This is a genomic window from Ruegeria sp. AN6, assembly GCF_056540425.1.
This window is the reverse complement of sequence record NZ_JBQFWR010000013.1, coordinates 71,679-97,324: the sequence shown is the minus strand read 5'-3', so window position 1 is coordinate 97,324 and position 25,646 is coordinate 71,679. Positions and strand designations below refer to the sequence as shown.

Here is a 25,646-nt window from a genome sequence, read left to right as displayed (position 1 = left end):
ACTGTGGATCACACAGCACACAACAAAATCGTGAGCTTTATTTGGTCAATTGCGGATGATTGCCTGCGGGATGTTTTCGTGCGCGGAAAATATCGCGACGTGATCCTCCCGATGTTTGTATTGCGTAGACTGGATTGCTTGTTGGAGCCGACAAAACAAGAAGTCCGCGATGAGCTAAAATTCCAGACCGAGGACGCTGGTCTGACGGAGCTGGACTCGGTAGGCCTTCGGGAAGCCTCTGGCTACGTGTTCTACAACACGTCGGAATGGACATTGAAATCGCTGTTGGGAAATCCGTCCCAACTCGAAGCCAACATAGATGCATATCTCAATGGCTTCAGCGACAACGTGAAAGAAATTATCGTCAATTTTGATCTGCGAACGCAGGTCCGCAAGATGATCGCCTCTGATGTACTCTTCGACGTGATCGAGAAATATGTCTCGGAAGACATCAACCTTACACCCCACGACAAACGTGGCCCTGATGGTCGAGTTCAGCCTGCCCTGACCAACCTGGGCATGGGTTATGTGTTTGAGGAACTGATCCGCAAGTTCAACGAAGAGAACAACGAAGAGGCCGGTGAGCACTTTACCCCACGTGAGGTGATCAAGCTGATGACCCATCTGTTATTCGATCCGGTCAAAGACGAACTGCCACCGGTATTGACCGTCTATGACCCTGCCTGCGGCTCTGGTGGTATGCTGACCGAGGCACAGAACTTCATCACCGATCCCGATGGCGGGATCAAATCCACCGCCGATGTCTACATCTACGGCAAGGAGGTGAACCCAGAGACCTTCGCCATCTGTAAGTCGGATATGATGATCAAGGGCAACAACCCAGAGAACATCAAACTAGGCTCCACCCTCGCCACCAACGACTTCTCAACCATGAAGTTCGACTTCATGCTATCGAACCCGCCATACGGAAAATCGTGGAAGACCGACCAGAAATACATCAAGGATGGTAAGGATGTTCTGGACCCCCGCTTCCAGGTCGATCTTGCCAACTATGATGGCGAGATCGAAACCTGTGATGCCACGCCACGCTCATCTGATGGCCAGCTTCTGTTCCTGATGGAGATGGCCGACAAGATGCGAAAGCTGGCCAACAATCCCCAAGGATCGCGGATCGCATCGGTCCACAACGGATCATCTCTGTTCACTGGTGATGCTGGTGGCGGTGAAAGCAACATCCGCCGCCACCTGATTGAAAAGGATATGGTTGAGGCGATCATCCAGCTTCCCAACAACCTCTTCTACAACACCGGCATCACCACCTACATCTGGGTCGTGACCAACAACAAAACCGCACATCGCAAGGGTAAAGTCCAACTAATCAATGCGTCTGAGATGTATACCAAACGACGCAAGAACCTGGGCGAGAAGAACTGTGATCTGAGTGACGATCACATCGAAACGATCACCGATCTTTACATGTCGCTGGCCGATGAGGGAGTGTCCAAGGTCTTCGATAATGCCGACTTCGGTTACTACAAGGTCACCGTCGAACGCCCCCTGCGAAAGAAAGCTCAGTTCACACCAGAACGTATCGCCACCCTCCGCTTCACCAGCGGTATGCAGGAGGTCATGGGCTGGGTCTATGACAAGCACGGTGACGATGTTTACACTAACCTCAAAGACCACAATCAGGCCATCCAGGACTATCTGGAGCGGGAAGAGATCACCCTGTCGCCGAAGAACCGCAAAGCGTTGCTTGACCACAAGACTTGGATTGCTCAGCGTGACCTAATGGAAGAGGCCGACCGGCTGATGGCCTCAATCGGGCAGGAACTCTTTGATGATTTCAACATCTTCAAGGCCAAGGTCGATGCTGATCTCAAAGCCCGCAAGGTGAAGCTTGCCGCCGCACAAAAAAACCAAATATTGAATGCGGCATCTTGGCGGGATGAAGATGCTGCCAAGGTCATCAAGAAGGTGCATAAACTCACCGGCTCCAAGCTGGATGACTTGCTGACAAAACTCGATGCCACCTCAGAAGAGTTGCCCGATCACGGATACTGGCCCACTGGTAACGCCGGTGAATACATTGAGTACGAGGCCGACAGCGATCTGCGTGACAGTGAGAATGTGCCGCTGAAAGATGACATCCACGCCTACTTCCTGCGGGAGGTTCGTCCTCATGTGGACGACGCATGGCTGGATGTCTCGTCGGTCAAGATCGGCTATGAAATCAGCTTCAACCGCTATTTCTATCAACACAAGCCGCTGCGTGATCTGAACGAGGTCGCCCAGGATATTCTGGAGCTTGAAAAGGAAACCGAAGGTCTGCTGAAGCGGCTGGTCAGCCTCACTGGTGAGGAGGCTTGATCAATGCAGAATATTGAAGGCGATGATAAAACACTCGAAGTCCTGCTGTCAGGTGCTGCATTCGGCATCGACTATTACCAACGCGAATACCGTTGGGAACGCAAACAGCTTCAGGAACTGGTGGACGACCTACACGGACAGTTTCTCCAAACCTGGAATCCAAACAAACCTGACACGCCCTTGGAAGAGCAATCCCGATACTTCCTTGGTTCCATAGTCATCAGTAAAGCAGGCGATGTGCGTAACATCGTTGATGGTCAACAACGCATTACCACGCTTACGCTGTTGCTGATCTATCTGAACCACCTCCAAAACGACATGGCCAAGAAGGTCAAAAAGATCGAGTCTTTGGTATTTGACGAGGACCCCGGCGGCTACAAGTTCAAGCTCGACATACCGGAACGCAATGACTGTATGTCGGCTCTACTGAACGGCGAAGGGTACAACCCCGAAGGCAAGTCAGACTCCGTCCGAAATCTAGTCGAACGTTACGAAGACCTTGGTGAAATTTTCCCCAAGGACATGAATGACGATGCCCTCCACATGTTCATTTGGTGGATCATCCGCAACGTGAAGCTGATCGAGATTACCGCTCATGATGACGGTGATGCTTACACGATCTTCGAGACGATGAACGACCGTGGCCTGTCACTTTCACCAACAGACATGCTGAAGGGCTATCTGCTGGCCAACATCGAAGACCCGGCTAAGCGGCTGGAAGCAGACACGCTCATCAAAAAGTACCTGGGCAAGTTCGCAGAGTATGGCAAAGAGACTGAAGCGGACTTCTTCAAGGCTTGGCTCAGATCACAATACGCCAGGGATATCAGGGCCAGGAAGAAGGACGCCAAGCCAGAGGATTTCGACAAGATCGGCACGGAATACCACCGCTGGGTTCGGCACAACGAAAAAGTTCTCGGTCTCAATAACAGTGATGATTTCTATGGGTTCGTAATCAATGAAATGCGGATCTTTGCAGACCTGTTTTTGCGGCTTCTGGAGGCAGCCGCCACACGAACTAAGGGGCTGGAGAGCGTAAAGTATAACGCTGATGCTGGCTTCACATTGCAGCACCATGTGTCAATGGCAGCGATCAGCCCGGCAGATGATACCGTGACCGCGACAGCCAAGGTGGGGGTGGTCTCAGACTTTCTTGACAGTTGGCTCAACATGCGGCAGTGGAACTACAAGTCGAACGATTATTCGACAGTGCAGTACACAATCTTCAATTTCATGAAGGAAATTCGCCGCAAGGATTTGCAAGAAGTCCGAACCATTCTTCACGCTCGACTTACCCGTGAAATGGAGACGCTTGAATTTACATCGGTCTTTGGCATGCACAAGACCAACGGTAAGACGATCCACAGACAACTGGCCCGTTTCACAGATTGGTTGGAGCAGCAATCAGGTGAACCTGGGCACTACGAGGATTACGTCGTCCGATCAGGTAAGAACGCCTATGAGGTCGAGCATATCTGGGCGAACCACTACGACCGCTTCACTGAAGAATTCGACCAACAGAACGACTTTGATCAGCATCGCAATCGCATTGGCGGACTGTTGCTGTTGCCCAAGAAGATCAACGCCAGCCTCAACGATATGACCTATGATGAGAAGCTGCCACATTACCTGAAACAGAACGCTCTGGCCCAGTCGCTGCACGAGGAATTTTACAGCAACAACCCCGGGTTCCGGCAGACCATTACCAAGCACGACCTGCCGTTCCATTCTCATGATAGCTTTGCCAAGGCCGACCTTGAGGAACGCTCACGCCTCTATTGCCAACTGGCTGCACTGATCTGGTCGCCTGATCGCCTTCTGGATGGGGAGGCTGCGTGATGTTGGATCAAGAACACGATTATGAAGACTACCAAGAGAGTGGACAGTCATGGGTCGGTAGGTATCCATCGGATTGGAAGTTGGTTCGCAACAAAGCGATCTTCACGGAGAAGACTGCTGCTGTCGGCAAACGTGCATCTGAGTACAAATTGTTGTCGCTCACCCTTGGCGGTGTGATCCCTCGGGATATGGAAAACCCAAAGGGCAAGTTCCCTGCTGAATTTGACACCTACAAGATCGTGGAACCCGATGATCTGATATTCTGCCTGTTCGATGTTGCTGAGACGCCCAGAGCGGTTGGGCGGGCCGAAGAAGCAGGCATGATAACCGGAGCCTATACCGTGTTGCGACCACGGCCCGGAATTTCCCCTCGCTTCCTGAATTATTTCTATCTGTCTCTGGACTACGACAAACGACTTAGCCCGCTCTACACAGGGCTGCGGAATGTGATCAAAATCGACACGTTTATGTCGATCAAGACACCGCTACCCGATCTCGGCACCCAGAACCGTATCGTGAGTTTTCTTGACGAAAAAACCGCTGAGATTGATGCGGCGATTGCCAAGAAGCGGCGGTTGATTGATCTGCTGAACGAACAAAAGGCCATCCTGATCAACCGCGCCGTGACCAAGGGCTTCAATCCCGACGCCCCCATGAAAGACAGCGGCGTAGACTGGATTGGCGAGATACCGGCTCATTGGGATTTGAAACGGGCAAGGTTTTTGTTTCGTTCAGTCACTCGGCGAGACAGAGACGGGACAGAGGTCAAGCTATCAGTGACCCAGAGACGCGGGCTCGTTCCCACCTCCGAGATGGAAGAAAATTCAACTCAAGCCATGAGTTTTGACGAGTTCCAGCTTTGCCACCCCGGTGACATGGTGCTCAACAAGTACAAGGCCCACTTAGGTGTTTTTTGGGCGGCAACATCTCGTGGTATCATAACTAACAACTATACAGTTTTTCGATCTTTAAGTGCCGCTGTATCGTTATATTTTGAGCGTCTGTTTCATACAAAGGCGTACATACAAACCTTTGCCGCCACGGTTTACGGCGTGGTTGAAGGAATGTCGCCTCTTTATACAAACGACTTTTATGACATTCCTTGCATCACTCCGCCGGTTGGGGAGCAGGAGAAAATTGTTGTCCGATGCAGGTCATTAGACCGCGAATTCAGTGAGCTTGTTGACACAATTGAACGTGAAATCACGGCACTCAACGAATTCAAACAAACTCTGATCGCCAACGCGGTCACGGGTAAAATCAAGATTTAAGCAGGGGTATTGGGCATGGTCAGTGAGACGAGCGAGAAAGCCTTAGAGGATTTGATCGAAGCGGCGTTTCTGTCGGCTGGTTATGCCCAGGGTAGCAACAAAGACTTCGATGCAGACCTGGCCCTGGACACCAAACAGTTTTGGGCTTTCCTTGAGGCAACACAGTCTGACGAACTCGACAAGCTGCGGCCCTATGCCGATTGGCAGGCCCGCGTCCTGAACCGGCTCAACAACAAGATCAAGAAGGATGGTATCCTTACTGTCTTGAAGAAGGGCCTGAGCGTCGAGAGTGCTCATCTCAAGCTGCTCTACCGTCTGCCCTACAACAACCTGAACCCCGAGGTAGAGCGGCTGTTTGACGCGAACATCTTCTCGGTCACTCGGCAGGTTCATTTCTCCAACGTCACCCCGATGGACTCGGTCGATATGGTGCTGTTCATCAACGGCCTTCCCATCGTGACCATGGAGCTAAAGCAGCCGTGGAAGGGACAGAACGTCCACCACGCCCGCAAGCAGTACCAAGACCGGAACCACCGTGAGCCGCTGTTCGAATTTGGCCGCTGTCTAGTGCATTTCGCCGTGGATACCCATGAGGTGTCTATGGCCACCAAACTGGCCGGGAAGAGCACATTCTTCCTGCCGTTCAACAAAGGCGATGGCCACGGCAAGGGCAACCCGATCAACCCGGTGGGCCACAAGACCGCGTATCTGTGGGAAGAGGTGCTGGAGAAGCGGTCCTTGACCAACATCATCGAACACTTTGCCAAGATGGTGGAGGAAGAGAACAAGGAGACGGGCAAGAAAACCAAGACCTTGTTCTTCCCTCGTTACCACCAGTTGGACGTGGTGCGGCAAGTGCTGAACGATGTGAAATCCAATGGCGTTGGTCAGCGGTATCTGATCCAGCACTCTGCGGGGTCTGGTAAGTCGAACTCCATCACATGGCTCGGGTATCAGTTGATCGAAACCTACAATGCCGAAGGTACAGCCAACATCTTTGATAGCGTAATTGTCGTCACAGACCGGCGGGTGCTGGACAAGCAGTTGAAGGATAACATCCGGGCGTTCTCAGAGGTGAAGAACGTCGTCGCCCACGCCTACGACTCGGCTGAGTTGAAAAAAGCGCTAGAGAACGGCAAGAAACTGATCATCACCACGATCCAGAAGTTCCCATGGATTTTGGATGGTATCTCCGACCTGTCCGACCGGAAGTTCGCAGTGATTATTGATGAGGCCCATTCCTCGCAATCCGGCAGTGCCGCCGACAAGATGAACGAAGCCATCAGCGGTGGTGGTGACGAGGAAGAGCCAGAAGACCTGCAAGACAAAATCTTGGCCGCTATGGCCCGCAGGAAGATGGGTAACAACGCCTCGTTCTTTGCTTTCACCGCCACACCGAAGAACACCACGCTGGAACGCTTTGGTCGGCAGAACGCTGAAGGCAAGTTCGTGCCGTTCCATCTCTATTCAATGAAGCAAGCGATTGAGGAACAGTTCATCCTCGATGTGCTGAAGAACTATACCACCTACAAGAGCTACTACGAGCTTCAGAAATCCATCGAAGACAACCCCGAGTTCAATACCAAGAAGGCCCAGGGCAAGCTGCGGGCCTATGTCGAGGCACATCCAGACACGATCAAGACCAAAGCTGCCATCATGCTCGATCACTTTCGTGACAACGTGGTTCGCCCCAAGAAGCTGAAGGGCAAGGCACGGGCCATGGTGGTCACCCGCAACATCGAGTCTGCCATTCGGTATTTCCTGGCCATCAGAGAGGCCCTGAACGCGGCAGGGAGCCCGTACAAGGCCTTGGTAGCCTTTACCGGCAAGAAACTTGTCGATGGCGTGGAGCACACTGAGGACAGCCTGAATGGCTTCCCAGGAAACGATATAGCCAAGAAGTTCAAAGACGACGAATACCGTATCCTTGTCGTGGCCAACAAATTCCTCACCGGCTTCGATGAGCCGATGCTCACCACCATGTATGTGGACAAGAAATTGCAGGGCGTATTGGCGGTACAGGCCCTGTCACGGCTCAACCGGTCCAACAAAAAGCTCGGAAAAGAAGAGACCTTCATCCTCGATTTCCACAACACGGTTGAGGACATCAAGGATGCGTTCGATCCGTTCTACACCTCAACGGCCTTGAGCCAGCCGACCGACGTGAACGTCCTGCATGATCTGAAGGATCACCTTGATGACACGGGCATCTATGAGTGGGACGAAGTGGTTCAGTTCAATGAATTGTTCTTTGATGGTGTCGAGGCGGATCAGTTATCGCCGATCCTTGATACTGCGGCTGGCCGGTTTGATGAACTTGAAGATGACGAGAAGATCGACATCAAGATCAAGGCCAAACAGTTCGTGAAAATCTACGCCCAGGTGGCCTGCATCATCCCGTTTGAAAATGCGGACTGGGAGATGTTGCACTGGTTCCTGAAGTTCCTCATCCCTGAAATGAAGGTCAAAGACAAAGATCAGGATGAAATTGATGGTCTCATGGAGAGTGTCGATCTAACTACCTACGGTCTGGAACGGGTGAAGATTGGTCATACTATCGGCCTGGATGACTCTGGCAGTGAGATTGATCCGCCAAATCCAAACCCCCGAGGTGGTCACGATGACCCAGAAAAAGACCCTTTAGACATGATCGTAGCCGCCTTCAACGAACGCTATTTCAATGGTTGGGATGCGACACCGGAGGAGCAAAGAATCAAGCTGATCAATATCCTCAACCACGCAATGAGCGACCCTGCATTTCAGAACAAGGTTGTATCCAACCCTGACGAACAAAATCGACGCATCGCCAGTGAAGCACTATTTGAAAAAGCAATGCGCAACGAACGTCGGCGAGAAATCGACCTTTACAAGAAGTACGCCTCAGATGACGATTTCAAATCAGGTCTTCACGAAGCTCTCATGCGCATGATGGAACAAGTTCTAAAGTCAGGAGACCACAGACCCGTAGAGTAAACCTAGTGGTTTGTTGAGCTCACCAATGCGCAAAACCCAGCGGAAGCACACACCTGCAACTCTATCCTTGCCTTAAGTCTAGAACTCGAGGCTCACCCAATAGCAGAAATGGCATCGGCATTCTGCACTTCTGAGTTGAAATCGCGCAAACTAATGCGCAAATCATGCAGACTTATGGGGTTCGTGCAGGTTTGTGCGCGTCCCTACAACTAGATCAGAAATCCAGATTCTCGACGCTTAGCGCATTCTTCTGAATGAACTCTCGGCGTGGTTCCACAACGTCGCCCATAAGCTTGGTGAACAGGTCATCGGCCTCAACCATATCGTCAACTCGAACCTGTAATAGTGTCCGAGCATCTGGATCGAGTGTGGTTTCCCACAATTGGTCCGGATTCATCTCACCCAGACCCTTATAGCGTTGCAGCGACAGGCCCTTTTCGCCCTCTTCCAGAATCGCGCGCAGCAAATCCAGCGGGCCGTGGATGATTTGAGACCGATCGCGGCGGATCAGGGTCGCCGGAGTGTTATAAACCTCTTGCAGGCTTTGGGTGAAGCTGCCGGTCTTGCGCGCCTCGCCCGAGCGGAGCATGGGGCCGTCCAGGGTGCGAACCTCTTCCACGCCGCGCAGGATACGGGCCAGGCGGATGCCGTGATCTTGTGTGATCCTGCCTTGCCAGCCGCGTTCATATTCCAGTGCGATCAAATCCAAACGGGCCGCAACCTTGTCGGCCACGCCTTGCAGGTCAGCATCCACCGCACCTGGCACAAAAGCACCGGCGACGGCGGCTTGCTCAAGGATATGACGCGGGTAATGGGTTGGGAACGCATCCAGTACACGTTTCAGTTGACGCGCTTCATCGACGACGCGGGTCAGGTCCTGGCCAACTAATTCTTCACCGGAACCAAGCTTTAGAACCGCACCTTCGACACCTTGATTAACCAGATATTCATCAAGCGCAGCCTGGTCCTTCAGGTAAACCTCAGATTTACCTCGAGAAACTTTATAGAGTGGCGGTTGCGCGATATAGAGATACCCCCCTTCGATCAATTCCGGCATCTGTCGATAGAAGAACGTCAGCAGCAGGGTCCGGATGTGCGCACCATCGACATCCGCATCGGTCATAATGACAATTTTGTGGTAGCGCAGCTTTTCGATGTTGAACTCATCGCGACCAATGCCGGTGCCTAGCGCCATCACAAGGTTACCGATCTCCTGTGACGACAGCATCCGGTCAAATCGTGCGCGCTCGACGTTCAGGATTTTACCGCGCAGGGGCAGTACCGCCTGCGTCAGGCGATCCCTACCCGTCTGAGCAGAACCACCAGCCGAGTCCCCCTCTACCAGAAAAACTTCGGTCTTGGATGGGTCTTTCTCGGAACAGTCTTTCAACTTTCCGGCCAGATAATTCACATCCATCGCCGTCTTGCGGCGGGTCAGTTCGCGCGCCTTACGGGCGGCTTCTCGGGCCAAGGCAGCCTCGATGATCTTGCCGACGATGCCCTTTGCCTCGTTCGGGTTTTCTTCGAACCACTCGGACAGCTTTTCGTTCATCAGACCCTCGACCGCTGGGCGCACTTCGGACGACACCAGCTTATCTTTGGTCTGGGATGAGAATTTGGGGTCAGGTACTTTCACCGACAGCACACAGGTCAGACCTTCACGCGCATCATCGCCGGTAAAGCTGACCTTTTCCTTCTTCGCGATGCCGCTGGACTGGGCATAGTTGTTGATCGTCCGAGTTAGCGCGCCCCGAAAGCCCGCCACATGGGTGCCGCCATCGCGCTGCGGGATGTTGTTGGTGAAGGGCAGAACCGTCTCGTGATAGCTGTCATTCCACCACATCGCGATTTCGACGCCAATATCGTCGCGCTCGCCCTTGATGTAAATCGGCTCGGGCATGGCCGGAGTTTTCGACCGGTCAAGGTACTTAACGAACTCTTTGACACCGCCTTCATAGAACAGCTCGGTTTCCAACCGCTCTGCCGGGCGCTCGTCGATCAGGATGATCCGCACGCCCGAATTCAGGAACGCCAGTTCGCGAAGACGTTTTTCCAGCGTCTCGAATGAATACTCGAGATTCGAAAACGTATTGGTCGAGGCCAGAAAGCGCACCTCGGTTCCAGTGCGATCGCCGCACTCATCCACAACTTTCAAATGTTCTGCAGTCTCACCACCTTCAAACCGCGCCACATGCTCCTTGCCAGCGCGCCAGATGCGCAGTTCCAGCCAATCGGATAGTGCGTTCACCACCGATACACCCACACCGTGCAGACCACCCGACACTTTGTACGAGTTGCTGTCGAACTTACCGCCCGCGTGCAGCTGGGTCATGATGACCTCGGCAGCCGAAACGCCTTCTTCGGGGTGAATATCGACCGGAATACCGCGACCGTTGTCGCTGACCGAAACGCTGGAATCGGCGTGGATTTTCACGGTCACATGGTCGGCATGACCGGCCAACGCCTCGTCAATTCCGTTGTCCACGACCTCGTATACCATGTGGTGCAGACCCGAGCCATCATCCGTGTCCCCGATATACATGCCTGGGCGCTTGCGAACCGCCTCTAAGCCTTTGAGAACTTTGATGGAATCTGCGCCGTATTCCTGGGGTGCCTGTGCGTCTTCGGACATGCCGTTAGTACCTATATTATTTTGGTAACTTATACGTTTTCTGGTGGGGAATGTCACGCGATCCCCCAACATTTTGTGGTTCTGATCCGCTTTATTTGCAGATCAAAGCCGATCGAGGTCTGCTGCAATATCTTCGGCGATCTCTGCTGCGTTCACATCGTCGCGTTCGGCCGATAATCGCAGCCCTAAAAGGTCAGATTGATAGCGCGAGGCAAGGCGGTCCGGGTCATGATCAGGGGCGATTTCTCCGGCATCCTGCGCGCGGCGAAACAGGTCTGCAAAACAAGTCCTCATCGAAACCATATGAGTACGTGCCTGAGCGGCCAGATCGTGATCCTTGGCCTGCAACTCGGCAAAAGTTTTCGCCAACATGCAGGCTTTGGTCGGCAGCTCTGATGCCTCGATTACGCGACGTGGCTGCGCCTTGAGCGCGCCGAGCGGCCCCAGTTCCTCGGCCAAGGTCCTCATGCTGGCAACCCCATCCTGCGCATACCGCTCTAACGCCAGGGCGTAGAGCGTATCTTTCGACCCGAACGCCGCGTAGAAGCTGCCCGGTTTCAGCTTCAGCTCGCGCTCAAGGTCTTTCAGTGACGTTCCTGCCCAGCCGTGACGCCAAAAAATATCACGTGCCTGCGCGATTAGTGCGTCTCGGTCGTATGAGGGCTTGCGGGGCATGGTCTCACCAATACTTGAACGTTCGCTCAAATATATACTTGAGTGATCGCTCAAGAAACCCTAAATACGACCCATCTCGCCAGAAACAGGAGTTTGACATGGCCAATTTCCCGTCCCACGACCTCGAATCTGCCCCAGAAGGATCCAAGCCGCTGCTTGAGAAATCTCAGGCTGCATTCGGGCGCCTGCCCGGTCTGCACAAAGTAATGGCCGAAAGCCCACAGCACCTGGAAGGCTATCAGGTTCTGCACGGCCTGTTCCTGCAGACCGACTTCGACAATGACGAAAAGACCGTTGTCTGGCAGACAATCAACGTAGAAAACGAATGCCATTACTGCGTGCCTGCCCACACTGGAATCGCTAAGATGATGAAGGTCTCGGACGAGATCACAGAGGCACTGCGCAACGAAACTCCGCTTCCCTCGGAAAAGCTTGAGGCACTGCGCACTTTCACCCTGCAGGTGATGGAAACCCGTGGCAACCCGACCGAAGAACAACTGCAGGCGTTCTTCGAAGCAGGTTATTCCCACCGCGCGGTTTTGGACGTGGTTCTGGGACTGGCGCAGAAAACCATGTCGAACTACGTGAATCACATGGCAAAAACACCGGTCGACCAGGTTATGCGCGGCTTCCTGTGGGAGCGTAAAGTCAGCGAGCCTGCCTAAGCAGTTACAACCGAGCCTTCGTCGCCCTCGGTTACAACCAATGTTTGGGCCCGGTCGCCCAATTCCGCAAATAGCTCAGGCCCGGTGCCCGTCATCCAGGCCTGAGCGCCCAGCGCACAAATCTCATCGTAAAGCGCGGCGCGACGGTCCGCGTCCAGATGAGCAGCGACCTCATCTAACAGCACAATCGGTGGCGCCCCGACCATGCCCGCCAACGCCCGCGCGTTCGATAGGATCAGCGAAACCAACAGCGCTTTTTGCTCTCCGGTGGAACAGTCTTTGGCGGGCACACCCTTGGCCGCAAACACTCCATAAAGATCTGAACGATGCGGCCCAACCAACGTACGGCCCGCTGCCAAATCCCGAAACCGGCTTTCATTCAACGCTTCGCGCAAATCTTCCGTAGCTTCAGGCATCGCTCCTTCGGTCTGAACAAGTTCCAACTCCGCCGAAGGAAACGCCGTTTCCGCTTGATCCTGAGCCGCGCGCAAATGCTCCAGAGCCGCGCTTCGTGCCGCGTGGATACGGTGCCCCATCTCTGCCATCTGTCCTTCCAGCGCCGCATACCAATGGGCGTCTCGAACCTGCTCTTTCAGCAATCGGTTCCGCTCGCGCATCGCCTTTTCATAGATCAGTGAGGCTTCGGCATGAGACGGATCAAAACTCAGCGCAATCCGGTCCAAAAACCGCCGCCGACCCTCGGCACCCTCAATCCACAAGCGATCCATCGAGGGGATCAACCAAACAACGCGCGCCAACTTGCCCAGATCAATCTGACTGGCCGCCTTGTCATCAATCCGAACCTGACGTGCTGCGCCACCTTCGGACCACGTTTCAATCTCATACCGCTGACCCTGAGCTTCCAGCAAACCAGACAGTTTCCACCCCAATGCCTCGGGCCGCCGCGTCATCTCGGCGGCACTTGCCCGTCGCATCCCGCGCCCGGGTGAAAATAACGAGACTGCTTCCAGAATGTTGGTCTTGCCGGCCCCGTTCGGCCCGTGGATCGCCACGGGTCGCCCGTCCAAGGACAACCGCGCCAGCTTGTGAGACCGAAAATGCGAAACCGTAAGTTCGGTCAGGGCCAATCCCATGACCCCTCCCTTTCGTTAGAGATCACCCGGTCGGGGCAATCAGACGCGCATCGGCATTACGACGTAAACAGCGCTTTGGTCGTTGCCTTCGCGCATCAGTGTCGGATCACCAGCGGAATTAAACATGAACACAGCGTTTTCGCGATCCACCTGAGACGCAATTTCCAGCAGATACTTGGCATTGAACCCAATTTCGAGACGCTCATCCCCGTAGGCGACAGCCAACTCTTCCTCAGCCGCACCACTGTCGGGTGCATTCACTGACAGAACCAGCTTGTCCGCATCCAGTTGCAGTTTTACAGCTCGTGACCGTTCGGACGAAACGGTCGCCACACGATCCACGGCCTGCGCGAATTCGGCAGCGTCAACCTCTAGCTTGCGCGTGTTGCCCTGAGGGATGACGCGCGTGTAGTCCGGGAAAGTCCCATCAATCACTTTCGAGGTGAGCGTGATGTCTGGCGTTGCAAACCGCACCTTGGTTTCGCTGACCGAGACGGCGATGTCCATTTCATCATCATCCAACAGCTTGCGCAGTTCACCCACGGTCTTTCGGGGAACAATTACACCCGGCATATCCGCCGCTCCGTCCGGCAGGTCCGCATCAATGCGCGCCAGACGGTGGCCATCGGTCGCCACGCAGCGCAGCACCTTGCCGCCCTCAGAACCATCCGCGACATGCATGTAGACACCGTTCAGATAATAACGGGTCTCTTCGGTAGAAATGGCGAACTTCGATTTGTCGAACAACCGTCGCAGCAGCGCAGCCGACGCCGTAAAGTTCGATTGGTATTCCGAGGACGCCATAACCGGAAAATCCTCTTTCGGCAGCGTCGCCAGCGAGAAGTTCGACCGACCGGCCTCAACCGTCAATCGGCCAGCAGCACTGTCGGCGGTTAAAGTCACCAGCGCCCCATCGGGCAGCTTGCGCACAATCTCATGCAGCGTTGTGGCGGCGACAGTTGTCGCGCCCGCTTTCTCAACCTGCGCAGGAGCCTTGTCGACAACCTCGATATCCAGATCAGTCGCTCGGAACAGCGCCTGATCCCCTTCGGCTTCGATCAGCACATTGGCCAAGATCGGAATGGTGTTGCGACGTTCAACAACAGATTGGGCCTGCGAAACGGCCTTTAGAAGGGTGCCGCGTTCGATGCTGATCTTCATACCCTCAGTTCCTCTGACTTGAGTGCTTACATGGGCGGGACTGGCAAGTTACCGGTTCCGCCCTGAGGCACAAGGATTTTTTGTGAATTTCTGGGTTGGAATGATCAAACCGTCAAGGCCAACCGGCCATCCCACCACCAGTTCGCGCGCAATCGTGGATTATTGCGCACATGAAAATACCCCGGCCAGACAGGCGCGGGGCATTTCCAGTACGGTCGCAGATTAGGCTTCCAAAGCCCGGCGCAGCATCTCGACGTCTTCGGCGATCTGGCCATCGGTCAGCTTCAGCTCTTCAATGCGCTTAACGCCGTGCATGACTGTGGTGTGGTCGCGCCCACCGAAACGACGGCCGATTTCCGGCAATGACCGGCTGGTCAGTTGCTTACACAGATACATCGCCACCTGACGCGGGCGAGCATAAGACCGGAGACGCTTGGGGCCAATGATGTCGCTGAGGCGAATGTTGTAGTAGTCCGAGACTTTGCGCTGAATCTCTTCGACAGTGATCTTGCGCTCGGATGCGCGTAGCACATCGGCCAGACAATCCTGCGTCAATTCCATGTCGATCTCGCGCCCAACCAGCGAGGCAAACGCGAAGAGCCGGGTCAGCGCCCCTTCCAGCACGCGCACATTGGTCGAGATGCGGTGTGCAAGGAATTCCAATACACCATCAGCAATGGTCAGATCGGGATAAGTGCTACTGTATTGCTGCACTTTGTTCTGCAGGATTCCCAGACGCAATTCGTAGTCTGTGGGATGAAGATCGACGACAAGGCCGCATTGCAGGCGCGACTTTACCCGGTCTTCAAGATCCTTGATCTCACCCGGCGCGCGATCGGCCGAAATGATGATCTGCTTGTTCTGGTCCACTAGCGCATTGAAGGTATGAAAGAATTCTTCCTGCGTCGAATCCTTACCCGCGATGAACTGCACGTCATCAACCATAAGCACGTCAACCGAGCGGAACAGATGCTTGAAATCCATCATCCGGCGCTCACGCAGGGCCTGCACAAAACGGTACATGAACTGTTCTGCCGACAGGTACAGAACGTTTAGTTCGGGATGCTTGGTTTTCAGCTCCCAAGCAATGGCGTGCATCAGGTGCGTCTTACCAAGGCCGACACCCCCGTAGAGCACCAGCGGATTGAATGTTACGGGCCCGCCTTCGGAAACGCGGCGCGCGGCGGCGTGAGCCAGCTCATTCGGCTTACCAACAACAAAACTGTCAAAGGTAAAGCGCGCGTCCAGCGGTGCCGCCTGTAACGCCTCAAGCGCATCATGCGAGGCCTCAACAACTGCGGGCTGCGGAACGGCTTGGGGTTTTGGGGTCTCGGCCTGCGCCGGACGGGTCGGAGAATTGGCGGCGGTGCGGAAGGCAAGGCGCTGAACAGGCTCGCCCGCCGTGTTCAGTTCATAGAGAATTAGATCAGCAAAATTTTGACTTACGTAGTTTCCCATGAAGTTGGTCGGCACAGAAAATACTGCGACGCCATCTTGCAATCCCTGAAACTCTAAAGGTTCGATCCAGGTCGTGAAGTTGTTCTTACCAACAGCCTTCATCAACTTGTTCCGCAACTGTCCCCATTTCTCTTGTGTCATTCGGCGCCTCACGCATCCCATTCTTTATTGGCCTATCAGCCTTATCAAAATAGTCCGGTATACCGGTTTATTGCGTCCACCCACAAGGATACCCTTGCGCCAGGCCACGAGGTCTGGCGGGTCATTTTGACGTTCAGCGCAATCCGATACCGCATTGTCCAACGGTCGGTACAACCCCGAAAACAGGGTGGCGCGTCACAATCCAATTTTTCGACAGGGCCAAGATCATCGGAAAACCCGAGACCCAGAGCAGATCGTCCAATCGACCGAAGCCGATTTTCGAACATTCGTTCCGGATTCCTACTGATGCCCGTCAGTCAGATACCCAGAACAGCCTGTCCCCCCAAGCGAGTGAATCGCTGACTCAGTCGTAGCAAGAGCCCATGGGTCCGGGCAACGAAACTCTGATATTGACTCGGGGTTCAGGGCGAAAGAATCTCTCGACTTCGTGAAGACGCGGCTTTCCGGCAACAATGAAAAAGGCGCCGCTATGCGCGACGCCTTTTTCGCAAATCAACGCTTGACGCGTTTTCCCAAAGAATCAGCCCAGCGCTTTGACGCGTGCCGACAGGCGCGACATTTTGCGGGCTGCGGTGTTCTTGTGGAAGACGCCTTTGGTGACGCCGCGCATCAGCTCGGGCTGAGCGGCGCGCAGGGCAGCGGTAGCCGCGTCCTTGTCACCGGATGCGATTGCTTCTTCAACTTTGCGCAGATGTGTGCGGATGCGCGAACGGCGTGCTTTGTTTACAGCAAAACGCTTTTCGTTCTGACGAGCGCGTTTCTTTGCCTGGGGCGAATTTGCCATGTGTCTCTGACCTTTTGTTCGGTACGGTTATCTAGGGTTGCGCGCCACGGACATATCCGCACCGGATCAGAAATCACGAGTGTGAGTCGGGCCAAGCGGGCCGCACGCGCATGTATGACGGCGGTCTCTACCCAAGTTTAAAGGTTTTGCCAAGCTGATTCTTCACAAGAGCTTCAGTAGCAAAAAGGCGGGACCAAGCCCGCCTGAATTCACTGAATGTCCGTTATCGTTACTTGTCGCGGAACTGAGCCGCACGTTTTTCCAGAAACGCGGCCATGCCCTCTTTCTGATCTTCAGTTGCAAACATCGAATGGAACACACGGCGCTCAAACAGCATGCCCTCGCTCAGTGGCAGTTCATAGCTGCGGTTCACGGCTTCCTTGGCCGCGATTGCCGTGATCTGCGACTTCTCAGCGATCTTCTGCGCCGCACCGGTTGCTTCTTCGATCAGCTTCTTGGCAGGCACGACGCGGCTGACCAGCCCCGCACGCTCGGCCTCTTCCGCGTCCATGAACCGACCGGTCAAGTTCATATCCATTGATTTGGACTTGCCGACAAATCGTGTCAAACGCTGGCTGCCGCCGAGTCCTGCGATGACGCCCAGATTAATCTCGGGTTGGCCGAACTTGGCCGTATCCGCCGCGATGATGAAATCACACAGCATTGCCAGCTCACAACCTCCGCCCAGCGCATAACCCGCAACAGCGGCAATGATCGGTTTGCGGATCGCCGAAACCCGGTCATTCGCGTCGGCAAAAAGGTTGATGTTGAAGACATCGACATAGCTCATCTCGGACATCTCTTTGATGTCCGCACCAGCCGCAAAGGCTTTGTCCGAACCGGTGATGACGACGCAGCGCACCTTGTCGTTGCTGTCTGCTTCTTCCAGCGCATCACACAACTCACCCAGTAACTGGGTGTTCAGCGCATTCATCGCATCTGGTCTGTTGAGCTTGATTAGGGCGACGTGGTCTTCGATTTCGACGATGATCGTCTCAAAAGCCATGAGGTGTAAGCTTCCGGTTGTTCCGTTCAGGTACGATTCCTTACCACGCGATTTCGCTGGATCAAGTTATCTTTGGCATTGCGCGCAATAGAAGGATGAGCGACCGGACTGAGTGATTCTCTTGATTTCAGCGCCACAACCTTTGGTTCGGCAGGGCTCGCCTTCGCGGCCATAGACGTCGAAGCTGTGCTGAAAATATCCAAGTTCTCCATCGGCTTGGCGGAAATCGCGCAGCGATGACCCGCCCGCTTCAATCGCGTCCTGCAGCACCTTCCGAATGATCGGCACAAGGGCCGCAACGCGTAGCGCAGAAATCTGTCCGGCTTTGCGACGTGGCGACACCTTGCCGCGATAAAGCGCTTCGCAGACGTAGATATTTCCCAATCCGGCAACGATTCCCTGATCCAGCAACGCGGATTTGACCGGGCTATTCTTACCTTTGAACGCCTCAATGAGGTGCTGTTCGTGGAAATCGTTACCCAATGGTTCAGGTCCCAGAACTGACAGCAGCTTGTGATCCTCTGCCGTGGCTGTCGGCAGCAGGTCCATGGCTCCGAACCGACGCGGATCGTTAAAAGTGATACGGGTGCCGTTGGCCATATGAAAGACTACGTGATCATGCTTTTCCGGCATCGGGTGTTTGTGGGCAAATTGCCCTAGAGGATCACCAGATACGGTCATACGCCCGGACATGCCAAGATGAATCAGCAGTGTTTCTCCACTGTTCAGATCGGCCAGAATGTATTTCGATCGTCTACGCAATCGGTCGACGCGCTGCCCAGTCAATCGTTCAGCCATCCGCTCGGGGAAAGGCCAGCGCAAATCGGGGCGGTTTACGTCCGCCCTTTGGATTACGACGCCTTCCATCGCCGGGGATAGACCGCGTCTTACTGTCTCGACCTCGGGCAATTCGGGCATTAGATGGCTCCTATTCCAAAGGGCCGCATTGTGCCCGCCTCTTATGGCCCTATAACAGAGGCGAAATTCGACGAACGGCAAGGCAAATGTCCAACAACAGCGACAAGACCACTCATTTCGGGTTTGAAACCGTGCGCGAGGCCGACAAGGCCGGGCGCGTACAGGGCGTGTTCAACTCGGTCGCCTCGAAATACGATGTGATGAACGATGTCATGTCGATGGGCATTCACCGGGTCTGGAAAGATGCAATGATGGATTGGCTTGCCCCGCGCCCCGGTCAACGGTTGCTGGACGTTGCAGGTGGGACCGGAGATATCTCTTTTCGCTTCCTGAGACGCGCGGGCCACGGCCATGCCACGGTTCTGGACCTGACAGAGCCTATGCTGGTCGAAGGCCGCCAGCGCGCCGAGGCCGACCAGATGTCCGACAGCCTGAACTGGGTGGTGGGCGATGCGATGTCCCTGCCGTTCGAGGACAATACGTTCGACGTCTATACAATTTCCTTCGGCATCCGGAATGTTACCCGCCCGCAAGAGGCATTGAACGAGGCCTATCGCGTGCTGAAACCCGGTGGCCGCCTGATGGTGCTTGAATTCAGCCAACTGCCCAATGACGGACTGCAAAAGCTTTATGACCTCTACAGCTTCAACGTCATTCCACGCATGGGCAAACTAATCGCCAATGACTACGACAGCTATCAATACCTGGTGGAATCGATCCGCAAGTTCCCGGATCAGGAGACATTCCTGAGCATGGTCCGCGCCGCCGGGTTCGAAAACGCCAAGTACCGCAATCTCAGCATGGGTATCGCGGCACTGCATTCCGGCTGGAAGATCTAGATGCGCGGCCCACACAACATTATCCGCCTGATCCGCACAGGCGCAACGCTCGAGCGCACGGGTGCCATGAACGTGGTATTAGACGCGTTCGAAGCTCCTCGGGCTATCCGCATTCTCGCACATGTTCTGGGCAAACCATTTCAGTGGCTGGGGTACAAAGGGGATCCCCAGATGCCGCCCGCAACCCGCGCCCTAACTGCTCTTGGACCCGCCTATATCAAGTTCGGACAAGTCCTTTCGACCCGCCCCGACGTGGTTGGAAATGAACTGGCTGAACAACTGCGTGTCTTGCAGGATAAGCTTCCGCCATTCTCCAAGGCCGAAGCCATGGCCGAGGTCGAGAAAGAGCTGGGCCAACCCCTTTCAGAAATGTTCAGCGATTTCAGTGAGCCTATCGCCGCAGCCTCAATCGCTCAGGTCCACAAAGCTAAGCTGGCCAGCACGGGTGAAGATGTTGCCGTCAAAGTCCTGCGCCCCGGAATTGAACGCGCCTTCCGTAAAGATGTAGACGCCTTTTATTTCGCCGCCCGAATTGTCGACCTGTTTGCCCCCGGTGCTCGTCGCTTGCGCCCTATGGAGGTGATCGAGCATTTTGACGGAGTTGTCCGCGGCGAGTTGGACCTGCGCCTGGAAAGCGCTGCTGCTTCGGAATACGCCGCCAACACCAAGGATGATTCCGGGTTCTGGCTGCCTCCGGTCGTCTGGTCCTTGTCCGCACGCCGGGTGATGACACTCAGCTGGGCCGATGGAATCCCGCTGGGCGACAATGACGCGCTGGACGCTGCAGGCCACAATCGCAGCGAACTGGCAGAACGTGTGTTGCGCCTTTTCCTGCTGCACGCCCTTCGCGATGGCTATTTCCATGCGGATATGCACCAAGGGAACCTGAAGGTCGCCGCGAATGGAGATATTATTGCCTATGACTACGGCATCATGGGGCATATCGACGAATACACCCGTCGGGTCTATGCCGAAATCCTCTTCGGCTTCATCCGCCGCGACTACAAACGCGTAGCCGAAGTCCATTTCGAGGCCGGCTATGTCCCTGCCAACCAGGACGTCGACGAATTCGCCCGCGCCTTGCGCGCAGTCGGGGAACCCATCTTCGGCATGGACGCGACCCATATCTCAATGGGCCGACTGCTCAGCTATTTGTTTGAGGTCACCGAGCGCTTCGGCATGGAAACACGAACCGAACTGATTCTTCTGCAGCGCACCATGGTCGTGGTCGAAGGCGTCGCCCGATCACTCGACGATCATATGAATATTTGGGAAGTCGCGCGCCCGGTCGTCGAGGATTATATCAAAAGCTCCATCGGCCCCCGGGCCGCCCTGAGAGATTTTGCAAAGACCGCAATGGTGCTGGCCCGTTTCGGCCCACGCTTACCTGCGCTGGTTGAAACCGCCCTGATTGCGCAGACCACGAAAGATGACCAGCAAAATTCCGGCAAGACAACCTTGCTGCTACCTGCCGCCCTTGGCGCAGCCGTTGGAATCGCAGCCACACTTGTCGTGATGACATTCAGCTGACAACAATCCGCCTGCTTCATCTGGCCACAAATATCTTCGGGGGGGGATCGCGCCGCCTGCGCGATTGGGGGGCAGACAGCCCCCCTCCCGACCTCAATCAGAGCCGCTCGATAGCAAGGGCAATCCCCTGCCCACCGCCAATACACATGGTGATAAGCGCCTTGGAACCACCAACACGCTCCAACTCATACAGCGCTTTCAGGGTGATAATCGCCCCAGTTGCCCCCACAGGGTGCCCCAACGCAATCGCACCGCCATTCGGATTGACCTTAGCGGCATCCAATCCAAGCTCTTGATTGACGGCCAGGGCTTGTGCGGCAAAAGCTTCGTTACTCTCGACCACATCGAAATCACCCGCCGACAGCCCAGTCTTCTTGAACAAGTTCTGCACTGCAGGAACCGGCCCAATTCCCATTACTTCGGGCCGCACCCCAGCATGTGCATATCCCAATATCCTTGCCTTTGGTTTCAATCCGGCCTTCTCAGCAGCATCTGACGTCGCCAGAACCATCGCCGCAGCCCCATCGTTGATTCCCGATGCATTCCCCGCCGTGACGCGTCCTTCTTTCTTAAATACCGGACGAAGGCCCGCCAGTGCCTCAGCTGTGGTGGCCTTGGGATGCTCATCCACCTTAAAGTCAACCATCTCGCGTTTGACTTTCACCTGCACAGGCGCGATCTGGCTTTCGAAAAAACCGCCCTCAATCGCAGCCGCAGCACGGGTCTGGCTGGTCATGGCAAACTCGTCCATCTGTTCACGACTGATCTGATGTTCGTCGGCCACATTCTCAGCCGTCACACCCATATGACCGGTTCCGAAAGGACAGTTCAGCGCGCCCAACATCATGTCCAGTGAGGTGACGTCGCCCATCTTGGCGCCCCATCTGGCCTGAGGCACGATGTAGGGGCTGCGTGACATGCTCTCCGCTCCACCAGCCACAGCGAAATCGGCATCGCCCAGTATCAGAGACTGTACCGCTGACACAATCGCCTGCGCGCCGGAGCCACACAAACGATTTACGTTCATCGCCGGAGTCCCATTCGGAATGCCCGCCTGCATCGCTGCTACCCGCGACAGGTACATATCGCGGGGTTCAGTGTTGATCACATGACCGAAAACCACATGCCCGATTTGCCCACCTTCGACACCCGACCGCTCAAGCGCGGCCTCGGTCGCCACGGTCGCCAGATCAATCGGCGCGGTCGAAGCCAGCGCACCGCCAAAGGTGCCGATGGCAGTACGTGCGCCATCCAGAATAACGATATCGGTCATGGATCACTCCTCCTGAGTTTGGCCGTAGTATGCACCCGCAGAAACTCTCTGTCGCCTGAGACGTCCCGTCACAGACGGAATTGACATCTATCGATTCAAGGCGCATGAAATTCCGTCATGACGGACAAGACAGACGATATCCTGACACGCCTTCCGACACGCCTTAAAGAGGCGCGTAGGGCCCAAGGCCTTTCGCTCGAAGCGGTCGCGAATCTCAGCGGCGTATCGCGATCCATGGTCAGCCAGATCGAGAGGGGAGAAAGCAGCCCCACAATTTCGACCTTGTGGAACCTGACCCGAGCTCTGCAGGTGGATTTTGCCGGGTTGTTGGAAGACACGAAGACAACCGACCAGATCGAGATTCTCAAAAACTCCGAAGTGCCCAGCATCGATAACATGGGAGAGAACTGCCGCATCCGGATCCTCTCACCGCCAGAAGAGGCCGGCGGTCACGAGGTCTATGACATTCAGCTCGACAAAAACGGCGCCCTGAACAGCCAACCCCATGCGCGCGGTGCACGGGAACAATTGACCGTGTTGGAAGGGTCAGTTCGAGTTACTTCAGGCGCGGCAGTGAGCGAACTCAGGCAGGGTGATACAGCCCGATATGCCGCTGACGTTGCGCATTCCATTTCTGCCGACAGCCCTGCGCGTGTTTTCCTAATCGTAAAGAACGCCTAATTCAGCAATAATCCGCCTTCACGGATATTTTTCCGTAATTTCGTAAATCCCCTATTTGGGATATTCGTCCGTTATGTTAGAAGCGCGACTCAGAGCTAAGGAGATCGCCATGGCAGATGCATTCCTGTCCCACATCACCGACACCCTTAAGCAGATCGAATCCGAAGGTCTGTACAAGCGTGAACGAATGATCACCTCGCCGCAGGGCGGTGAGATTACTGTGGGCGGAAAGCAGGTCATCAACCTGTGCGCCAACAACTATCTGGGCCTGGCCGATCACCCCGCCCTGATCGACGCCGCCAAGAACGCCATGGAACCAAAAGGGTTCGGCATGGCCTCGGTCCGCTTTATCTGCGGCACGCAGGATATTCACCGCGAGCTTGAGCAACGGCTGGCCAAGTTCCTGAACAAAGATGATTCAATTCTGTTCGCTGCCTGTTTCGATGCCAATGGCGGGCTGTTTGAGCCTTTGTTAGGGCCTGAAGACGCAATCATCTCGGATAGTCTGAACCACGCGTCAATCATCGATGGCGTAAGGCTCTGCAAGGCCAAACGCTATCGCTATCTAAACAATGACATGAACGACCTCGAGGCTTGGTTGAAACAGGCGCGCGAGGACGGGGCGCGGCATATCATGATCGCCACCGACGGCGTTTTTTCGATGGATGGCTATCTGGCCAATCTGCCAAAAATACGCGAGCTGGCCGACAAGTACGACGCCATCGTCATGGTCGATGATTGCCACGCCACGGGCTTCATGGGGCCAAACGGTGCGGGCACGCCGGATCACTTCGGCGTCGACGTGGACATTCTGACGGGAACTCTGGGCAAGGCACTTGGGGGGGCAATCGGCGGCTACATTGCCGGGCCGCAGCCAGTGATCGACCTGCTGCGGCAGCGGGCGCGGCCCTATCTGTTCTCAAACTCGCTGCCGCCGTCCATCGTCGCTGCCGGTCTGGAAGCAATCCGTCTGGTTGAAGAGGGCGACATGCTGCGCGCGCAACTGTTCGGCAACGCCAAATACTGGCGTGCAGGGCTGGAAAAGCTGGGGTTTGATCTGCTGCCCGGTGAGCACCCAATCATCCCGGTGATGCTGGAGGACGCAACGCTTGCGCAAGACATGGCGTCGCGGTTGTTTGATGAAGGCGTCTATGTTTCGGGTTTCTTCTTCCCGGTAGTCCCGCGTGGTCAAGCGCGGATCAGAACTCAGATGAATGCGGCTCTAACAAAGGATGAATTGGATCGCGCGCTCGCGGCCTTTGGCAAAGTCGGCAAAGAGTTGGGGGTGATTTGATGCGACCCAACACGATGAAAGCACTGGAAAAATCCAAGCCCGAGGAAGGTCTTTGGATGGTTCAGGCCCCAGTCCCCGAGATTGAACCGGACGAGGTACTGATCCGCATAAACAAAACCGGCATCTGCGGCACAGATATCCATATCTGGAACTGGGATGACTGGGCCGCAGCCACAGTACCAGTGCCGATGATCACCGGCCACGAGTTCGCAGGCGAAATAGTCGAGATTGGTCGTAATGTTACCGGGCTTGAGATCGGCCAGCGCTGCTCGGGCGAAGGGCATCTGATCGGAACCGACAGCCGCCAAAGCCGTGCAGGCAAGTTTCATCTGGACCCCGGAACGCGGGGCATCGGAGTAAATGAACAAGGTGCCTTTGCCCAGTTTTTGAAACTGCCTGCCTTCAACGTGATACCTTTGCCAGATGATGTGCCGGATGAGATTGGCGCGATCCTCGACCCGCTGGGCAATGCGGTTCACACCGCGCTGAGCTTCGATCTGCTGGGCGAGGATGTTCTGATAACAGGCGCAGGCCCGATCGGTATAATGGCAGCAGCTGTCGCACGCCATGCAGGTGCGCGAAACGTCGTAATCACCGATATCAATGCAGATCGGCTGAAACTGGCGGAACATGTGGTGCCGTCGATACGTACGGTCGATGTAACCATAGAAGAGTTGTCCGATGTCATCACCGAACTGGGGATGAAAGAAGGCTTTGACGTGGGTTTGGAGATGTCGGGCTCGCAGGCAGCTTTGGATCAGATGGTCGAAGCGCTGGTCATGGGCGGAAAGATCGCCCTGCTGGGCATCCCGCCGGGCCAATCTCCGGTCGACTGGAGCCGCATTGTCTTTAAAGCCATCACCATCAAGGGCGTCTACGGCCGTGAGATGTTTGAGACATGGTACAAGATGATTGCTATGCTGCAGAACGGTTTGGACGTAAGCCGCGTGATCACCCATCAGTTTGGTGTTGACGATTTTGCCGAAGGTTTCGCAGCAATGAAGTCGGGCCTGTCCGGCAAAGTTGTTCTGGACTGGACCTGACCCTCTGGATAGTTGCA

At 55.2% G+C, this 25,646-nt stretch carries 19 protein-coding genes; 10 read left to right on the top strand and 9 right to left on the bottom strand.

Annotated elements, in window-relative coordinates; genetic code table 11:
- The first annotated feature begins 3 nt into the window (after positions 1 to 3).
- The 4 genes from ACR0MQ_RS18090 to ACR0MQ_RS18075 are packed head-to-tail and all read left to right on the top strand — an operon-like array spanning position 4 to position 8,414.
- Positions 4 to 2,331 carry a type I restriction-modification system subunit M gene (locus ACR0MQ_RS18090; protein ID WP_480609945.1) on the top strand — a complete coding sequence of 776 codons (2,328 nt, stop codon included), beginning with the start codon at positions 4 to 6 and terminating at the stop codon, positions 2,329 to 2,331.
- A 3-nt stretch (positions 2,332 to 2,334) separates the two neighbouring features.
- The gene (locus ACR0MQ_RS18085) at positions 2,335 to 4,170 is read left to right on the top strand and encodes a DUF262 domain-containing protein (RefSeq protein WP_480609943.1); all 1,836 of its coding nucleotides are present in this window, start codon (positions 2,335 to 2,337) and stop codon (positions 4,168 to 4,170) included.
- The gene (locus ACR0MQ_RS18080; RefSeq protein ID WP_480609941.1) at positions 4,170 to 5,441 is read left to right on the top strand and encodes a restriction endonuclease subunit S; all 1,272 of its coding nucleotides are present in this window, start codon (positions 4,170 to 4,172) and stop codon (positions 5,439 to 5,441) included. The genes ACR0MQ_RS18085 and ACR0MQ_RS18080 overlap by 1 nt, the downstream gene beginning before the upstream one ends.
- A gap of 15 nt (positions 5,442 to 5,456) precedes the next feature.
- Positions 5,457 to 8,414, top strand: a complete 2,958-nt coding sequence (locus tag ACR0MQ_RS18075; RefSeq protein WP_480609939.1) for a type I restriction endonuclease subunit R — start codon at positions 5,457 to 5,459, stop codon at positions 8,412 to 8,414.
- A 214-nt stretch (positions 8,415 to 8,628) separates the two neighbouring features.
- On the opposite strand, the gene gyrB is transcribed toward ACR0MQ_RS18075, so the two are convergent.
- Together gyrB and ACR0MQ_RS18065 are read right to left on the bottom strand one after the other, a co-directional pair.
- Positions 8,629 to 11,046, bottom strand: coding sequence for a DNA topoisomerase (ATP-hydrolyzing) subunit B (gene gyrB, locus ACR0MQ_RS18070; protein ID WP_170473682.1), 2,418 nt, complete (start codon positions 11,044 to 11,046; stop codon positions 8,629 to 8,631).
- 102 nt (positions 11,047 to 11,148) lie between these two features.
- On the bottom strand, positions 11,149 to 11,721 hold the full coding sequence (locus tag ACR0MQ_RS18065; RefSeq protein ID WP_170775908.1) for a TetR/AcrR family transcriptional regulator: 573 nt from the start codon (positions 11,719 to 11,721) through the stop codon (positions 11,149 to 11,151).
- Positions 11,722 to 11,819: 98 nt separating this feature from the next.
- Between ACR0MQ_RS18065 and ACR0MQ_RS18060 the strand changes: the two genes are divergently transcribed.
- Positions 11,820 to 12,386 (top strand): carboxymuconolactone decarboxylase family protein, encoded by a 567-nt coding sequence (locus ACR0MQ_RS18060; RefSeq protein WP_170775906.1) that lies wholly within the window; start codon positions 11,820 to 11,822, stop codon positions 12,384 to 12,386.
- On the opposite strand, the gene recF is transcribed toward ACR0MQ_RS18060, so the two are convergent.
- The 6 genes from recF to mutM all read right to left on the bottom strand — a co-directional run bounded on the left by recF (position 12,383) and on the right by mutM (position 18,969).
- Complete coding sequence (gene recF, locus ACR0MQ_RS18055; RefSeq protein ID WP_170775904.1) at positions 12,383 to 13,480, bottom strand: DNA replication/repair protein RecF; 1,098 nt, start codon at positions 13,478 to 13,480, stop codon at positions 12,383 to 12,385. The two genes, ACR0MQ_RS18060 and recF, sit on opposite strands and share 4 nt — an antisense overlap.
- Positions 13,481 to 13,519: 39 nt before the next feature.
- On the bottom strand, positions 13,520 to 14,641 hold the full coding sequence (dnaN, locus tag ACR0MQ_RS18050; protein WP_010442547.1) for a DNA polymerase III subunit beta: 1,122 nt from the start codon (positions 14,639 to 14,641) through the stop codon (positions 13,520 to 13,522).
- 222 nt (positions 14,642 to 14,863) lie between these two features.
- Positions 14,864 to 16,240 (bottom strand): chromosomal replication initiator protein DnaA, encoded by a 1,377-nt coding sequence (gene dnaA / locus ACR0MQ_RS18045; protein ID WP_170473663.1) that lies wholly within the window; start codon positions 16,238 to 16,240, stop codon positions 14,864 to 14,866.
- Between the two features lie 541 nt (positions 16,241 to 16,781).
- Positions 16,782 to 17,045 (bottom strand): 30S ribosomal protein S20, encoded by a 264-nt coding sequence (gene rpsT, locus ACR0MQ_RS18040; RefSeq protein ID WP_010442545.1) that lies wholly within the window; start codon positions 17,043 to 17,045, stop codon positions 16,782 to 16,784.
- 229 nt (positions 17,046 to 17,274) lie between these two features.
- Complete coding sequence (locus ACR0MQ_RS18035) at positions 17,275 to 18,051, bottom strand: enoyl-CoA hydratase (protein ID WP_480609936.1); 777 nt, start codon at positions 18,049 to 18,051, stop codon at positions 17,275 to 17,277.
- A gap of 66 nt (positions 18,052 to 18,117) precedes the next feature.
- Positions 18,118 to 18,969 (bottom strand): bifunctional DNA-formamidopyrimidine glycosylase/DNA-(apurinic or apyrimidinic site) lyase, encoded by an 852-nt coding sequence (gene mutM / locus ACR0MQ_RS18030; protein WP_480609934.1) that lies wholly within the window; start codon positions 18,967 to 18,969, stop codon positions 18,118 to 18,120.
- 86 nt (positions 18,970 to 19,055) lie between these two features.
- Here mutM and ubiE point away from each other — a divergent pair, with 86 nt between their 5' ends.
- Positions 19,056 to 19,808, top strand: a complete 753-nt coding sequence (gene ubiE / locus ACR0MQ_RS18025; protein WP_170473657.1) for a bifunctional demethylmenaquinone methyltransferase/2-methoxy-6-polyprenyl-1,4-benzoquinol methylase UbiE — start codon at positions 19,056 to 19,058, stop codon at positions 19,806 to 19,808.
- A complete protein-coding gene (ubiB, locus tag ACR0MQ_RS18020; protein ID WP_480609932.1) occupies positions 19,809 to 21,338 on the top strand; it encodes a 2-polyprenylphenol 6-hydroxylase in 1,530 nt (509 codons plus the stop codon).
- A gap of 97 nt (positions 21,339 to 21,435) precedes the next feature.
- Here the strand turns inward: ubiB and ACR0MQ_RS18015 are convergent, their stop codons facing one another.
- Positions 21,436 to 22,611 (bottom strand): acetyl-CoA C-acyltransferase family protein, encoded by a 1,176-nt coding sequence (locus ACR0MQ_RS18015; protein ID WP_480609930.1) that lies wholly within the window; start codon positions 22,609 to 22,611, stop codon positions 21,436 to 21,438.
- A 117-nt stretch (positions 22,612 to 22,728) separates the two neighbouring features.
- Here ACR0MQ_RS18015 and ACR0MQ_RS18010 point away from each other — a divergent pair, with 117 nt between their 5' ends.
- The 3 genes from ACR0MQ_RS18010 (at position 22,729) to tdh (ending at position 25,629) form a co-directional block, all read left to right on the top strand.
- Positions 22,729 to 23,292: a helix-turn-helix domain-containing protein gene (locus tag ACR0MQ_RS18010; protein WP_170775895.1), complete on the top strand. Its 564-nt coding sequence runs from the start codon at positions 22,729 to 22,731 to the stop codon at positions 23,290 to 23,292.
- Positions 23,293 to 23,401: 109 nt separating this feature from the next.
- A complete protein-coding gene (locus tag ACR0MQ_RS18005) occupies positions 23,402 to 24,586 on the top strand; it encodes a glycine C-acetyltransferase (RefSeq protein WP_170775893.1) in 1,185 nt (394 codons plus the stop codon).
- A gap of 14 nt (positions 24,587 to 24,600) precedes the next feature.
- Positions 24,601 to 25,629 carry an L-threonine 3-dehydrogenase gene (gene tdh / locus ACR0MQ_RS18000; protein WP_480609969.1) on the top strand — a complete coding sequence of 343 codons (1,029 nt, stop codon included), beginning with the start codon at positions 24,601 to 24,603 and terminating at the stop codon, positions 25,627 to 25,629.
- Positions 25,630 to 25,646 lie beyond the last annotated feature (17 nt).